The organism is Kitasatospora sp. NPDC059599 (genome assembly GCF_042735125.1).
Classification (GTDB): domain Bacteria; phylum Actinomycetota; class Actinomycetes; order Streptomycetales; family Streptomycetaceae; genus Kitasatospora.
In genome coordinates this window covers 90,668-105,118 of record NZ_JBHWCL010000010.1, presented here as the reverse complement: position 1 = coordinate 105,118, position 14,451 = coordinate 90,668, and the positions used below count along the sequence as shown (strand labels likewise).

General features: G+C 74.1%; 12 protein-coding genes. 2 read left to right on the top strand and 10 right to left on the bottom strand.

All coding sequences use genetic code 11. From position 1 onward, the window contains the following. Positions 1 to 314: 314 nt before the first annotated feature. The 3 genes from fabG to ACFV04_RS06025 are packed head-to-tail and all read right to left on the bottom strand — an operon-like array spanning position 315 to position 3,507. The gene (gene fabG / locus ACFV04_RS06035) at positions 315 to 1,073 is read right to left on the bottom strand and encodes a 3-oxoacyl-ACP reductase FabG (protein ID WP_360250051.1); all 759 of its coding nucleotides are present in this window, start codon (positions 1,071 to 1,073) and stop codon (positions 315 to 317) included. Positions 1,074 to 1,113: 40 nt separating this feature from the next. After that, entirely contained in the window at positions 1,114 to 2,313 is a 1,200-nt protein-coding gene (locus ACFV04_RS06030; protein WP_360250048.1) for an acetyl-CoA C-acyltransferase, read from the bottom strand. Positions 2,314 to 2,343: 30 nt separating this feature from the next. Then, complete coding sequence (locus ACFV04_RS06025) at positions 2,344 to 3,507, bottom strand: acyl-CoA dehydrogenase family protein (protein WP_380527095.1); 1,164 nt, start codon at positions 3,505 to 3,507, stop codon at positions 2,344 to 2,346. Between the two features lie 185 nt (positions 3,508 to 3,692). On the opposite strand from ACFV04_RS06025, the gene ACFV04_RS06020 reads away from it, so the two are divergent. Next, on the top strand, positions 3,693 to 4,355 hold the full coding sequence (locus tag ACFV04_RS06020) for a TetR/AcrR family transcriptional regulator (RefSeq protein WP_380342214.1): 663 nt from the start codon (positions 3,693 to 3,695) through the stop codon (positions 4,353 to 4,355). Positions 4,356 to 4,461: 106 nt separating this feature from the next. Here the strand turns inward: ACFV04_RS06020 and ACFV04_RS06015 are convergent, their stop codons facing one another. The 7 genes from ACFV04_RS06015 to ACFV04_RS05985 form a co-directional block, all read right to left on the bottom strand. Then, positions 4,462 to 5,592: a nitric oxide synthase oxygenase gene (locus tag ACFV04_RS06015; RefSeq protein WP_380527121.1), complete on the bottom strand. Its 1,131-nt coding sequence runs from the start codon at positions 5,590 to 5,592 to the stop codon at positions 4,462 to 4,464. 293 nt (positions 5,593 to 5,885) lie between these two features. Next, entirely contained in the window at positions 5,886 to 7,313 is a 1,428-nt protein-coding gene (locus tag ACFV04_RS06010) for a sugar porter family MFS transporter (protein WP_380527119.1), read from the bottom strand. Between the two features lie 189 nt (positions 7,314 to 7,502). After that, positions 7,503 to 8,474, bottom strand: coding sequence for an L-histidine N(alpha)-methyltransferase (egtD, locus tag ACFV04_RS06005; protein ID WP_380342217.1), 972 nt, complete (start codon positions 8,472 to 8,474; stop codon positions 7,503 to 7,505). Positions 8,475 to 8,519: 45 nt separating this feature from the next. Then, positions 8,520 to 9,269 carry an ergothioneine biosynthesis protein EgtC gene (gene egtC, locus ACFV04_RS06000; RefSeq protein WP_380527092.1) on the bottom strand — a complete coding sequence of 250 codons (750 nt, stop codon included), beginning with the start codon at positions 9,267 to 9,269 and terminating at the stop codon, positions 8,520 to 8,522. Further along, positions 9,269 to 10,711 (bottom strand): ergothioneine biosynthesis protein EgtB, encoded by a 1,443-nt coding sequence (gene egtB / locus ACFV04_RS05995; RefSeq protein WP_380527090.1) that lies wholly within the window; start codon positions 10,709 to 10,711, stop codon positions 9,269 to 9,271. Before egtB ends, egtC begins: the two co-directional genes overlap by 1 nt. Then, entirely contained in the window at positions 10,708 to 11,940 is a 1,233-nt protein-coding gene (gene egtA, locus ACFV04_RS05990) for an ergothioneine biosynthesis glutamate--cysteine ligase EgtA (protein ID WP_380342226.1), read from the bottom strand. Before egtA ends, egtB begins: the two co-directional genes overlap by 4 nt. A 340-nt stretch (positions 11,941 to 12,280) precedes the next feature. Continuing rightward, on the bottom strand, positions 12,281 to 13,549 hold the full coding sequence (locus ACFV04_RS05985; protein ID WP_380527088.1) for an aminotransferase class I/II-fold pyridoxal phosphate-dependent enzyme: 1,269 nt from the start codon (positions 13,547 to 13,549) through the stop codon (positions 12,281 to 12,283). Positions 13,550 to 13,768: 219 nt separating this feature from the next. Between ACFV04_RS05985 and ACFV04_RS05980 the strand changes: the two genes are divergently transcribed. Further along, entirely contained in the window at positions 13,769 to 14,359 is a 591-nt protein-coding gene (locus ACFV04_RS05980; protein WP_380342231.1) for an antibiotic biosynthesis monooxygenase, read from the top strand. Positions 14,360 to 14,451: the final 92 nt, after the last annotated feature.

The following is a 14,451-nucleotide window of genomic DNA, read 5'->3' as shown; positions in this document are numbered from 1 at the left end:
CGATTGGGCCATCCCATCGAGCGCCGCATGATCATGCCATAGTCATTTGGTGGGGTCATATGATCACCGCCATGGTCATGCTCGGCCACGAGAAAAGGTAAAGGCCATCCCAGGTGAAGGTAACCGTGCACCTGGGACGGCCATGTGAGGGCGCGTCAGCCATATTCAATGAATATCAAGCGTATCTGCTGCTCATCGCCCTGTTCAACCGGGACCGCCGTGTTCGGCCGACCGGGCGACCACGCGCCGCCGACCTGTCGACCGAACCCCGCCTGCCGGCCTGCCGACCTGCCGACCGAACCCCGCCGGCCGACCTACCGGGCGCCGCCGTTGACGTACAGCGTCTGCCCGCTGACGTACGAGGCGTCCTCGCTCGCCAGGAAGGCGACCACCGACGCGATCTCCTCCGGCTGCCCGACCCGGCGCAGCGGCGTCCGGGCGGCGACCTCGGTCTGCTGGTCCTCGGCGGAGCTGCCGATCCGCTCGGCGGTGGCCGCGGTCATCGCGGTGGCGATGTAGCCCGGGGCGACGGCGTTGACGTTGATGTTGAACGGCCCGAGCTCGATCGCCAGGGTCGCGGTGAGGCCCTGGATGCCGGCCTTGGCGGCCGCGTAGTTGGCCTGGCCTCGGTTGCCGAGCGCGGAGCGCGAGCTGAGCGAGACGATCTTCCCGTACTTCTGCGCCACCATGTACTTCTGCGCGACGTGGCTGCAGTTGTACGCGCTGGTCAGGTTGACCGTCAGCACCGCGTCCCAGTCCGCCTTGGGCATCTTGAAGAACAGGTTGTCCCGGGTGATCCCGGCGTTGTTGACCAGGACGTGCACCCCGCCGAGGTCGGCCGCGATCTGCGCGAACACCGCCTCGACGGCGTCGTAGTCGGCCACGTCGCACCCGTACGCCCGGGCGGTGCCGCCCTTGGCGGTGATCTCGGCGACCGTCCCGGCCGCCCGCTCGGCGCTGAGGTCGACCACGGCGACCGCCGCGCCCTCCTCCGCCAGCAGGCGGGCGGTGGCCGCTCCGATGCCCTGTGCCGCGCCGGTCACCACGGCGACCTTCCCCGCGAACCGCGTCATGTGAACTCCTTGGAGGTGTGGAAGTGGTGTGTGTCCGCTGTCAGACGTTCTCGACCAGCACGGCCGTACCCTGCCCCACGCCCACGCACATGGTGGCGAGGCCGCGCCGGGCGCCGGTGCGGCGCATCCGGTGCAGCAGGGTGGTGAGGATGCGGGCGCCGGAGCCGCCGAGCGGGTGGCCGAGGGCGATCGCCCCGCCGCTGGGGTTGACCAGTTCGTCGGCCTGCTCCGGGTCGAACCCGATACCGTCGGCCGAGGCCAGCGCCTGGGCGGCGAAGGCCTCGTTCAGCTCGGCGGTCTCCAGGTCGGCGAGCGACCAGCCGGCCCGCCCGAGCACCTTCGCCGTGGCCGGCACGGGGCCGATGCCCATGACGTCGGGGTGCACCCCGGCCGAGGCGCCGGCCACGTAGCGGCCCAGCGGCTGCAGTCCGAGGTCGTGCAGCGCCTCCTCGCCGACCAGGAGCAGCCCGGCGGCGCCGTCGTTCATCGGCGAGGCGTTCCCGGCGGTGACGGTGCCCCCGGGGCGGAAGACCGGCTTGAGCCCGGCGAGCTTGGCGGGGCTGGTGTCCTCGCGGATGCTCTCGTCCCGGCTCACCGTCACCCCGTCCGGCCGTGCGACCGGGACGAGTTCGGCGTCGAAGTGCCCGTCCTTGCGGGCGGCGGCGGCCCGCTGGTGGCTGCGCAGCGCGAACGCGTCCTGGCGCTCCCGGGTGATGCCGTACCGGGTGGCGACCTCCTCGGCGGTCTCGCCCATGCTGAGCACGCCGTGCAGTTCGGCCATCCGGGGGTTGGTGAGCCGCCAGCCGAGCCGGGTGTCGAAGGTCTCCATCCGGTGCGGCAGCGCCTCGTCGGGGCGGGGGAGGACGAAGGGGGCGCGGGTCATCGACTCGCAGCCGCCGGCCAGCACCACGTCGGCCTCGCCGGAGCCGATGGCCCGGGCGGCGAGGGTGACGGCCTCCAGGCCGGAGGCGCAGAGCCGGTTGACGGTGGCTCCGGGGACGGTCTCCGGCAGGCCGGCCAGCAGGACGGCCATCCGGGCGGCGTTGCGGTTGTCCTCGCCGGCCTGGTTGGCGGCGCCCCAGTAGACGTCGTCGATCCGGGCGGGGTCGAGGGCGGGTACGTCGGCGAGCAGGGCGCGCAGCACGGTGGCCGAGAGGTCGTCGGGGCGGACCGTGGCGAGCGCTCCGCGCAGCCGGCCGATGGGTGTGCGGCGGGCTGCGGCGAAGTAGACGGGACGCACGTCGTCGGGCTCCTTGTCGGAAGGGGTGGGTCAGAACGCGTTGACGCCGGTGAGGGCGCGTCCGATGAGCAGGTGGTGGATCTGGCTGGTGCCCTCGTAGAGGGTCATGACCCGCGCGTCGCGCAGGTACTTGCCGACGGGGTACTCGTCGATGAACCCGTACCCGCCGAAGACCTGGAGCGCGTTGTTGGCGGACCGGACGGCGGCCTCGCTCGCGTAGAGCTTGGCGACGGAGGACTCGGTGGCGAACGGCAGGCCGCGCTCGATGTGGTCGGCGACCTTCCAGGTGAGCAGCCGGGCGGCCTCGACGTCCACGGCGATGCCGGACAGCAGTTCCTGGACGAGCTGGTGCGAGGCGATCGGCCGGCCGAACTGCTCGCGCTCGCCGGCGTAGCGGACGGCGGCCTCCAGGCAGGCGCGGGCGATGCCGACGCAGCCGGCCGCGACCGACATCCGGCCCTTGGCCAGGGCGGCCATCGCGACCGTGAAGCCCTTGCCGAGTTCGCCGAGCCGGGCGCCGTCCGGCACCCGTACGTCGTCGAAGGAGAGTTCGGCGGTGGCCTGGCCGCGCAGGCCGAGCTTGCCGTGGATCTCGGTGCGGGTGAAGCCGGGCAGGTCGGTGGGGACGAGGAAGGCGGTGATGCCGCGGTGGCCTCGCTGCGCCGGGTCGTCGCCGCCGGTGCGGGCGAAGACCAGGGCGACGTCGGCCCAGGTGCCGTTGGTGATGAAGGTCTTGGCGCCGCTGATCAGCCAGTCCGAGCCGTCCCGGACGGCGCGGGTGGTGAGGTTGGCGGCGTCCGAGCCGGTGCCGGGCTCGGTGAGCGCGAAGCAGGCGAGCGCGTCGCCGGAGGTGAGCCGGGGCAGCCAGTGCCGCTTCTGTTCCTCGGTGCCGAAGCCGTTGATCGACTTGCCGACCAGGCCGAGCGAGACCGAGACGATCCCGCGCACGGCCGAGTCGCCGCGCCCGAGCTCCTCCAGGACCAGGCAGTACGCGAGGTGGTCGCCGCCGCTGCCGCCGTACTCCTCGGGGATGGTCAGGCCGAGGAAGCCGACCTCCGCCAGCTTGCCGACGATTGCGCGGTCGACGGATTCGGCGCGGTCCCAGGCGGTGGCGTACGGGACGATCTCGCGGTCGGTGAAGGCGGCGGCGAGGTCCCGGACGGCGCTCTGCTCCTCGGACAACTCCAGGTTCACGGCGGCTCCCGAATCCGGTGTCCAGGGCCCGGGCGGGGTCCGGACCGATTAAACTAGCGCTGCAAGTTTTATGGGGGGACTGTAGCCCCGCCCGGCCCGTGCTGGGAAGGGGCACCTGTCAGAATCGGTCCCCAGCGCACCCGGCCGGGGGAACCCGGCCGGAGGAACCGGAGGAAGCCGCCGAGATGGCCCGCCCACGCACCCCGCTGCTCAGCCGCGAGCGCATCGTCGCCGCGGCGCTGCGGCTGATCGACGACGAGGGGCTGGACGCCCTCTCCACCCGCCGCCTCGCCACCGAGCTCTCGGTCAGCGGACCCTCGCTCTACAACCACTTCGCCACCAAGGACGAACTGCTGGACGCGGTGGTGGACAGCGTCATCGGCGAAGTCGACCTGTCGATGTTCGGGGGCACCGGGGCGCCGGCGGCCGACGGGACCCCCTGGGCGCAGGCGCTGCGCGACTGGGCCCGTTCCTACCGCGCCGCGCTGGCCGCCCACCCCAACATCGTCCCCGTCCTGGCCCAGGGGCCGGGGCGGCGGCCCAACGCGCTGCGCCTGGCCGACGCCGTCTTCGGGCACCTGGTCGAGGCCGGGTGGCCGCGCGGCCAGGCGACCCGGATCGGCGCGCTGATGCGCTACTTCGTCACCGGCTCCGCGCTGGCCTCCTTCGCGGCCGGCTTCCCGGCGGACGCCCAGGTCTACGACGCGGCCGACTACCCGCACCTGGGCGAGGCGCACCGCCTGGCCGGACACCGCGGGACGGTCGACGAGGGTGCCTTCGAGACCGGCCTGGAGGCACTGCTCGACGGGCTCGCCCTGCGCTACTCCCGGCTGCCCGAACGCTGCTGACGGACCGTCGGCCGCCGTGCGGGTGCCCGCCCCGGTGCCGCTGCCGGTGCGGGGGCCGCAGGCACGGACACCGGCGTCCGTACCGGGGGCGCCCGGAGCGGACCCGTCACCAGGCCTCGCGCGGGACGAAGGCCGGCCGCAGCGCCGGGTCGACCGGGTCGTAGTACCGGTGGTAGACCGGCGTCAGGCCGCCCGAGACCGGCGGCACGATCCAGCTCCAGTCCGCCGGGGTCGGCCGTCCGAGCCGCGCCTCCTGGGCGACGTGCTTGAGGAAGCGCTCCGACTCGGTGTGGTGGTCGGCGATCGTCACCCCCGCCTCCTGGAAGGAGTGCAGCACGGCGACGTTGAGCTCGATCAGCGCGCGGTCGCGCCAGAGCGTGCGGTCGCTGGAGGTGTCCAGTCCCAGCCGCTCGGCGACCGTGCCGAGCATGTCGTAGCGGTCGGCGTCGGCGAGGTTGCGGGCGCCGATCTCGGTGCCCATGTACCAGCCGTTGAACGGGGCGGTCGGGTAGCGGACGCCGCCGATCTCCAGGGTCATGTCGCTGATCGCGGGCACCGCGTACCAGCGCAGTCCGAGGTCGGCGAACCACGCGTGGTCGGGGTGGAGGAGCGGCACCTCCAGGGTGGTGTCGTCCGGGTGTTCGTACCGGACGGGTCGTTCGCCGGGCCGCTGCTGGATCAGCAGCGGCAGCACCTCGAAGCGGTCCTCGGCGCACTTCCAGCCCAGCTCGCGGGCCCGGGCGGTGAGCGCGGCGCCGGCCGGGTCGCCGACGAGGTCCTCGCCGTCGACGTCCCCGCCGTCGACGTCCCCGCCGACCCGGTGGCCGGCGTAGCGGACCAGCTGCTGGTTGAGGATGCGGGCGGCCGGGCGGTCCGGGCGGTCGGGGGCGAACACCGAGACCACCGGGCGGATCCGTCCGCCGTTGCCCGCCAGCCGCAGGTGCTCGAAGCACTCGGCGGCGATGTCGTCGGGCTCGGTGAGGTGGCGCAGGTCGCGGACCACCAGGCTGCGCCAGTAGAGCCGGCCGATGCAGCGGGCGGCGTTGCGCCAGGCGAGCTTGGCGCCGTAGGTGAGTTCGGCGGGGGTGTGCCGGTAGCTGCCGGTGCGGTCGATCTCGTCGAGGACGGCGCGCAGTCGCGGCCCGGGGCCGCCGGCGGCGGGCCGCTCGTGATGGAACTGCCGGATGAAGTCGGTGGCCTGGTCCGGGTCGGTGAACGGCGGCGGCGGGGGCGGCAGTTGTGGGCCGTCCTGGGCGCGGGGGCCGCCCGGCTCCGGGTGCGCCGGTCGTTCCTGGGGTGACGGGTGCGCGTGGGTGTGGGCGTACGGGCAGCCGCCGGTCGTGGCGGCGGCCGGGGTTCTGCGGGGGCGAAGCCGGTTGAAGATCAAGGACACATCCCTCCTGCCGCACAGGAGTACCGGAGGTGCCCGGCCCACCGCAGAGAGTGAACGATTCGGCCCCCGCTCCCGCGCCGGGGCGCTAGGGTGCGGGGGCCGAAGGTCCGATCGTCGGATCAGCCGATGTGCGGCTGTCAGCCCATGTCCTCCAGGCGGACGCCCTTGGTCTCCTTCAGGTACTTCGCCACGAAGGGGATGGACAGCGCCGCGAAGGCGGCGTAGATCAGGTAGGTCACCGACAGGTTCCACCGCGCCATGGAGGGGAACGAGACGGTGATCACCCAGTTGGCGATCCACTGGGCCGAGGCGGCGACGGAGAGCGCGGCGGCGCGGATCCGGTTCGGGAACATCTCGCCCAGCATCACCCAGACGACCACGCCCCAGGACAGCGCGAAGAACAGCACGAAGGCGTTGGCGGCGATCAGGGCGACGGTGCCCTGGAGGTCGGGCAGGGTGAGGTTGTCGCCGCTGCCGGTGGCCGAGGAGAACGCCCAGCCGGCCGTGCCGAGCGCGACCGCCATGCCGACCGAGCCGATCAGGGCGAGCGGCTTGCGGCCGATCCGGTCGACCAGCACGATCGCGATCACGGTGCCGAGGATGTTGATGACCGAGCCGATGAAGCTGATCATCAGCGAGTTGCTCTGGTCGATGCCGACCGACTGCCACAGGATCGACGAGTAGTAGAAGATCACGTTGATGCCGACCAGCTGCTGGAAGACCGACAGGCCGATGCCGACCCAGACGATCGGCAGCAGGCCGGAGCGGCCGCCGAGCAGGTCGCGGAAGCGCGGGCGGTGGTCGGAGGCGATCAGTGCCCGGACCTCGGCGATCCGGGCGTCGGTGTCCACGCCCTCGCCCTCGACCTCGGCGAGCACCTTGCGGGCGTCCGCCAGGCGGTCGGCCTGGATCAGGTAGCGCGGGGACTCGGGGATGACCGAGGCGAGCACGAAGTAGACCGCGGCCGGGACGACGCAGATGCCGAGCATCCACTGCCAGGCCTCCAGGCCGAGCAGCTGCCCGCGGGTGTCGCCGCCGGCGGCCTGCGCCAGCATCCAGTTCACCAGCTGGGAGATCGCGATGCCCAGCACGATCGCGGCCTGCTGGAAGGAGGCCAGCCGGCCCCGGTACTTGGTCGGCGCGACCTCGGCGATGTAGGTCGGGGCGATCACCGAGGCGATGCCGATGGCGGCGCCGCCGAGGACGCGCCACAGAGCGAGGTCCCAGGCGGAGAACGGCAGCATCGAGCCGACCGCGCTGACCGCGAACAGCAGCGCGCCCGCCTTCATGACCTTGATGCGGCCGCACCGGTCGGCGAACCGGCCGGCCACTGCCGCGCCGACCGCCGAGCCCAGCAGGGCCGAGGAGACGATCAGGCCGGTCACGCCGTCACCGACGCCGAACTTCTCCTGGATGCCGGAGACGGCGCCGTTGATCACGGAGCTGTCGTAGCCGAACAGGAACCCACCGAGGGCCGCGGCAGCGGTGATGAAGACGACGAAACCGAGGCGGCCGGGCGCAGGGGCCTCGACTGCCCCGGAGGGCTTCTGGGTGACGCTCACGATCTGACTCCTGGTACTCAACTCTGAGCTCGGTAGCCGCGATCGTAACCCGTGTTCGTTTAACTCTTGTACACGGGGAGGGTCAATCCGTGCTCAGAGAATTCGTAAGGTGAACAAGCAAATTGGGCCGCCCGAGCGTTTCCGGGCAGCCGGCCGCCCGGTGCGTGACCGGGCGGCCGACCGGCGGCCCGCTCAGGCCGGGGCGGCGAGCGAGAGCCCGAACCGGCCCTCCGGGTCCGTCCACCAGTGGCTCAGCCGCAGCCCGGCGGCCGCCAGCTCCGCGGCCACCCGCTCGCGGCGGAACTTCGCCGACACCTCGGTGCGCAGCTCCTCGCCGCGGGAGAAGTGCACCGGCAGGTCCAGGGCCGGGATCTTCACGGTCTGCGAGCGCAGCGAGCGCAGCCGCATCTCGATCCACTCCCGGTCGGCGTCCCAGAGCGCGACGTGCTCGAAGGCGTCCGGGTCGAAGTCGGCGCCCAGCTCGCGGTTGAGCACGTTGAGCACGTTCCGGTTGAACTCGGCGGTCACCCCGGCGGAGTCGTCGTAGGCGGCGACCAGCACCGCCGGGTCCTTGACCAGGTCGGTGCCGAGCAGCAGGAAGTCGCCCGGGTCGAGGGCGGCCCGCAGGCCGCGCAGGAAGGCCGCGCGCTCCTCGGGCAGCAGGTTGCCGAGGGTGCCGCCGAGGAAGGCGACCAGGCGGGGGCCGCCGTCCGGGGGCAGGCCGAGCCGGGCCGTGAAGTCGGCCAGCACACCGTGCACGGCCAGCCCGGGGTACTCGGCGGCGAGCGCGCCGCCGGCCGAGGTCAGCGCGCTCTCGCTGACGTCCACCGGGACGTAGGTCTCCAGGGTGTCGAGCGCGCGCAGGGCGTCCAGCAGCAGCCGGGTCTTCTCGGAGGAGCCGGAGCCCAGCTCGACCAGGGTCCGGGCCCGGGTGGCTGCGGCGATCTCGCCGGCCCGGGCGGTCAGGATGGCCCGCTCGGCGCGGGTCGGGTAGTACTCGGGCAGCCGGGTGATCTCCTCGAACAGCTCGCTGCCGCGCGCGTCGTAGAACCACTTCGGCGGCAGCCGCTTGGGGTCGGCGGTGAGTCCGTGCTGCACGTCGTGGCGCAGGGCGGTGCTGAAGTGGTCGCCGGGCAGCAGTCGGGTGAGATCAAAGGTGTCCATGACAGGGTGGTTCCTCTGTTCAGAAGATGAAGGGAGAGTGGGGATTCAGTCGCGGCCGGGGAGCCGGTGGACGCTCGTGCCGCGCGCGTCGACCAGCAGCAGCGAGCCGTCCGGGACGGGCGTCCAGCCCGGCTCGTCGTCGTACGGTTCGGAGGCCACCACCGTCCCGAGGTCCGGCAGGGTCCGGTGGTGCAGGGTGTCGCCCCAGGTGGTCGCGGCGATCGCGGTGCCGTCGGTGAGCAGCAGGTTGAGCCGCCCGGTCGTGTGCGCGGCGACGTCCGCGACGGTGCCCGCCAGCGCCTCGCCGAGCCCGGCGCCTGCCCGCAGCCGGTGCAGGGTCAGGGCCCAGAGCAGGGCCGAGTCGGTGCGGGCCTCCAGCTCAAGCAGCTCGGCCGGCGGGAGCAGCGCGGCCAGGGCGTCCAGCTTGCCCGGCCAGCCGGCCACCGCGCCGTTGTGGCTGAACAGCCAGCGTTCGGCGCCGAACGGCGCGGCCGCGCTCTCGCCCGCCGCGCAGCCCTCGGTCGCCGAGCGCACCGCGGCCAGCAGTGCCCGGGTGCGGACCACCCGGGCCAGGTCGGCGAAGGTCGCGTCGGCCCAGATCGGCCCGGTGCGGCGGTAGCGGGCGGGCACCTCGTCGCCGTCCGCGTACCAGCCGAGGCCGAAGCCGTCCACGTTGACCGTGCCGTACCGCTGCGTCCGGGGCGCCCAGGACTGCCGGTGCAGCCCGTACGGCGGGTGTACCAGCACGTCCTGCGGTGCCACCGGCTCGCCCAGGTAGGCGAGGTGACGGCACATCAGGCGCGCTCCAGGTCGCGTGCGGTGCGGAATCCGGCGAAGATCTGCCGGCGGACCGGGTAGTCCCAGTTGCGGAACGTCCCCCGGCAGGCGACCGGCGCCACCGCGAAGCAGCCGCCGCGCAGCACTTTGTACTCGGGGCCGAAGAAGACCTCCGAGTACTCCTGGTACGGCCAGGCGTGGAAGCCCGGGTAGGGGCGGAAGTCGCTGGCCGTCCACTCCCACACGTCGCCGATCAACTGCCGTACGCCGTAGGGGGACCGGCCCTCCGGGTAGCTGCCGGCCCCGGCCGGACGCAGATGGCGCTGGCCGAGGTTGGCGTGCTCGGGCCCGGGGGCCGCGTCGCCCCAGGGGTAGCGGCGGGAGCGCCCGGTGACCGGATCGTGCCGGGCCGCCTTCTCCCACTCCGCCTCGGTCGGCAGCCGCCGCCCGGCCCACCGGGCGTACGCGTCGGCCTCGTACCAACTGACGTGCAGCACCGGCTCGTCGGGCTCGACCGGTTCGACGGCGCCGAAGCGGCGGCGCAGCCATGCGCCGTCCCGGTACTGCCAGAACAGCGGGGCGGTCAGGTCGGCGCGCTGCCGGTGCGCCCAGCCCTCCGTCGTCCACCAGCGCGGATCGTCGTAGCCGCCGTCCGCGATGAAGCGCTGGTAGGCGGCGTTGGTGACCGGTGTGGTGTCCAGCAGGAAGTCCGGCAGGTCGACGGTGTGCGCCGGGCGCTCGTTGTCCAGCGCCCACGGCTCGGTGTCCGTCCCCATGGTGAACGGCCCCGCGGGGATGAGGACCTCGGCGGGCAGCCCGGCCGCGTCGGCCGGTGCCGGGGGCGGCGGGGGAGCGGCCAGGGCCGGCTCGCCGGTCCGCAGCTGATGGGTGATCAGCATGGTTTCGTCGTGCTGCTGCTCGTGCTGCGCGATCATCCCGAACGCGAAGCCGGCCGTCAGCAGCGGCGCGCCCTCCAGCGGACTGGCGGCGAGCATGTCCAGCACCCGGCCGCGCACCTCGTGCGAGTAGGCGCGGGCCTCGTCGGGCGGCAGCAGCGGCAGGCCGGGGCGCTCGGACCGGGGGTGCTGGAAGGCGTCGTACAGCCCGTCGATCTCCGGGCGCATCGGCTCCCGGCCGCCGACGTTGCGCAGCAGCCAGAGCTCCTCCTGGTTGCCGATGTGCGCGAGGTCCCAGACCAGCGGGGACATCAACGGGGAGTGCTGGGCGGTCAGGTCGCGGTCCTCGACGCAGTCGGTCAGCGCGGCGGTCCGGGCGCGGGCGGCCAGCAGCTCGGCGGCGATGGTCTCGCGCAGGTCCTCGATGCCGCGGGCGGCCTCGATGCCGCGGGCCGTACCGGCCCTGCGGGCCGCCTCCGTGGCGGCGGCCGTCCCTGAGACGCGGGCCGCGCCGGATCCCTCGGCGGGGGCTGCGATCGGGCCGTTCGGTCGGACGTCGGTCATGGTGCGGCCTCCTCCGTGGGAGTGCGTCGGGTGCCGGAGCGCAGGGCGTCCAGCTGGTCGTCGGCCGGACAGCGGCCGCGCGCGGGGTAGCGCTCGGCGAACTCGGCGACGGCGGTGCGCAGCCACCCGGCACCGGGCAGGCGGCCCAGCGCGGCGTCGGCGGCGGCGAAGCAGGCGAGGGTGGCGCGGCGCAGTTCGCGGTCGGCGACCGCCAGGGTGGCGGCGCGGCGCCAGGCGTCGCTGCGCGGCGGCCGCGGACCGCCGGACCGGTCCGCCCGGTCGGAGGAGTCCAGCGGCTCCAGCGCGGCCAGCGCGGTGTCGGCGGCCACCGGGTCGTCCAGCAGCGCGGTGACCAGCGCGGCGACCACCATCCAGCCGTCCCCGGGCTGGGCGTCGATCATCCGCAGCTCCAGGTGGCCGCGGGGGCGCACCGGCGGGAAGAGGGTGGTGCGGTGGTAGTCCAGGTCGGCGAGCGTGGGCGGGCGTTCGCCCGCGCCGCGGATCCAGTCGCGGAAGCTCACCCCGGGCGGGGCCGTCCACGGCAGCCCCTCCGGCCGTTGCACGCACAGCACTTCGGCGTCCAGCACGTACTGCGCCCAGGCCTCGCGCGGGTCGCCGTGGTCCGGCTCCGGGGCCAGCGTGCGGGTCGGGTCCATCCGGGACCAGACGGTCTGCCGGGTCGACCGGTGGCCGGTCGGCCTGCCGTCCAGCAGCGGGGAGTTGGCGAAGGCGGCGACCAGCACCGGGCCCAGCCGGTGGACCAGCTGCCAGCGGCGTTCCACCGCGTGCGGGCCGTCCGCCTCGCCGGCGTCCAGGCACACCTGCACCGACGCGGTACCGGTCATCATGATCCGGCCCCAGGGCCCGGCGGAGTCGAAGAAGCGCTCCATCGCGAGGTAGCGGGGGTGGTCCAGCACCATCCGGCGGGGGCGGGCGAGCGGGTCCGTCCCGGTGCCGGTGAGTCGCAGGCCCTGTGCCGCGAAGGCGGCCCGCAGGGCGGTCAGATCACGTCGGGTGCCGTCGACGCAGGCCAGGAGGCCGATGGCGGGCGGGGAGCTGAGCTCGACCTGTCCGCCGGGTTCGAGCGTGAGGCGCGAACCGGAGGGGAGCGAGGTGCCGTCGGTGCCGCCGAGGGGCAGCGACTCCAGCGCGGCGTGGAGCAGTTCCGGCCGTACGGGCCGGGTGGGACATCGATCGTCATGGACGAACCACTCGACCTCGACACCCACCAGTCGAGGCGGTCCGATCTTGAAACAGACGCCCGACACGTGGCTGCGCGCCCCCGATTCGGTCAGCGGGGTCACCCCCGTCGGGGGTGGTGGCGTGCTCTGCCGGTCGGGCGGAGTGGTGCGGGATGTCGGTATCACCGGACTCACCATCCTCGGGATCACGATTGCGGCCCGGTCTACCTTGCCCAGTCTGCTACGGAGCATGCGGGGGCGCTTCGCAAAAATCGTGTGAACGTTCGTCTCTGCAGGTCAGGGGCATGGCGAACGGGTGATGGAGGGGAGTTCGGCAGGCTGTGCGCGGGCGCTCACCCGGGGTGCGTGACCCCGGCACATGCCCGGGTCACCGGAGGCCGGCGCCCGGCCGCCCGAGCAGCGCCAGCCGGGCGAGGACGACATCCAGGACCGGGCCCGGCAGGGCGTAGTTCAACCGCAGCGAACCGTGGCCGCCGGGGCCGAAGTCGGTACCGTCGGAGGCCTCCAGGCCGCAGCGCTCCAGCAGCGCCCGGCGGGCGGCCGGAACCGGCAGCCCGAGGGCGGCGGCGTCCAGCCAGAGCAGGTAGGACGCCTGCGGGGCCGAGCTGACGGCCGGCCCGAGCACGCCGGTGAGCCGGGTACGGGCGGCGGCGAGGTGGGTGAGCAGCGCGTCCAGCCACGGGCCGCCCTCGCACAGCGCCGCCCGCTGCACGGTCTGCTCCAACAGGCCGCCCTCCCACAGGCCGTAGCCGGCCAGGGCGTCCGCGAACCGGGTGCGCAGCGCAGGGTCCGGGACCAGGGCGAAACTGCTGGGGATCCCCGAGCAGTTGAAGGTCTTGCCGACCGAGTTGAGCGTGACGGCGAGGTGCCGGTGCGCCGGGTCGACGGTGGTGACGGCGACCGGGTGGACGTGACCGGGATGGGTGAGGTCGCCGTGCACCTCGTCCGAGACCAGCAGTGCGCCCGCCTCCGCGGCCCGACCGGCCAGGGCGCGCAGCTGGTCGGCGGGCCAGACCCGGGCGGACGGGTTGTGCGGGCTGCTGAGCAGGACGGCGGCGGCGGGGCCGGGGAACGGCCCGGGCGGGAGCCGCGGGCCGTCCGGGCCGGCGGCCAGGGGCAGCTCCCGGTACCCGAGGCGCGCCGCGCGGCAGAGCTGGGCGAAGCCGCCCCACTCGGGTGTCGGGAACAGGACGGGCGCCGCCGTCCCCCCGGCGTCCGGCCGTTCGGCCCCCCGTACGACGGTCTCCAGCAGGACGCGCAGGGCGGTGCGGGGGCCGCAGGGCAACAGCAGGACCCAGTCCGGATCGACCTCGACGCCGTGCCGGGCGCGGTACCAGTCGGCCACCAGCGAGCGGCCGGCCGGATCGCACACCGTGTAGCCGTACGCGCGGTGGCCGGCGCGCCGGCGCAGGGCCTCGGCGATGGCGGGCGGGCCGGGGAGGTCCATGTCGGCGAGGCCCATCGGGATCACCCCGGGGACGCCGTCCGTGCGGGCCCACTTGCTGCTTCCCGTGCCGGTGCGGTCGAAGGGGGCGTCGAAGCCGAAGTCCGGGGCGAAGCCGGAGCCGGTGGGGCCGGAGCCCGGGGAGCCGGTGGGGCCGGCGGGCGTGGCGGGCGTGTCTGGCGTCGGGGTCATGGGCGGGCCTCCGGTGCGTCGGGACGCTCCGGCCACGCTAGCCCCGGTGGGGCCGTCGCGTCCCACGGTTCGGGCATGGGTGGGCGGATCACCCGGCGGCCCGTAGGCTGCCCGGCGGCTCGCGGCCCCGGAGGCGCGCGGGCGCACACACGGGGACGTACGGGGGCGTACGGGAACGTACGGGGACGTACGCGGACGCACGGGGAGAGGGGCTGCGGGATGGCGGCGACGGCACGGGGGGCGGTCGGTGAGCAGGACGAACAGGGCGAGGAGTTCACGCTGTTCGTGGCGCGGCGGGTGGAGCCGGGCTTCGAGGAGGCCTTCGAGCTGTGGGCGAAGAACATCCTCGCCGCGGCCACGGAGCACGCGGGCAACCTCGGCACCGGTCTGCTCCGCCCGTCCGGGCCGGACGACCCCTGGCACCTGCTGCTGCACTTCCGCGACGCCGAGGCCTTCCGCTCCTGGCAGACCTCCCCGGTGCGGGCGGCCTGCTTCGCCAGGGCGGACGGCCACCACCACGAGGTCCACCGGCACGAGATCCACGGGATGGAGGGCTGGTTCGCCACCACCCCGGGTGCCGCACAGCGCCGCCCGCCGGTGCGCTGGAAGATGGCGGTGGCCTCGACCGTCGCCATCGCGCCCCTGGTCGTGGTCTCCGCGGTCGTGCTCGGGCCGCACCTGACGGGCCTGCCGGTGGCCGTCCGGCCGCTGGTCACCGCGCCGCTGATCAGCGTGCTGATGACGTACGCGGCGCTGCCGGTGGTGACGCGGGCGCTGCGGCGGTGGCTGTTCCGGGAGGCGAAGGGCTGAGGCGCCGGGCCGCCGGCGGGTGACGGAGGCCCGGTGACGCGGGCGACGGCGGCCGCGAACGGACACCGGCGAACAGCCGACAGATGACAGCT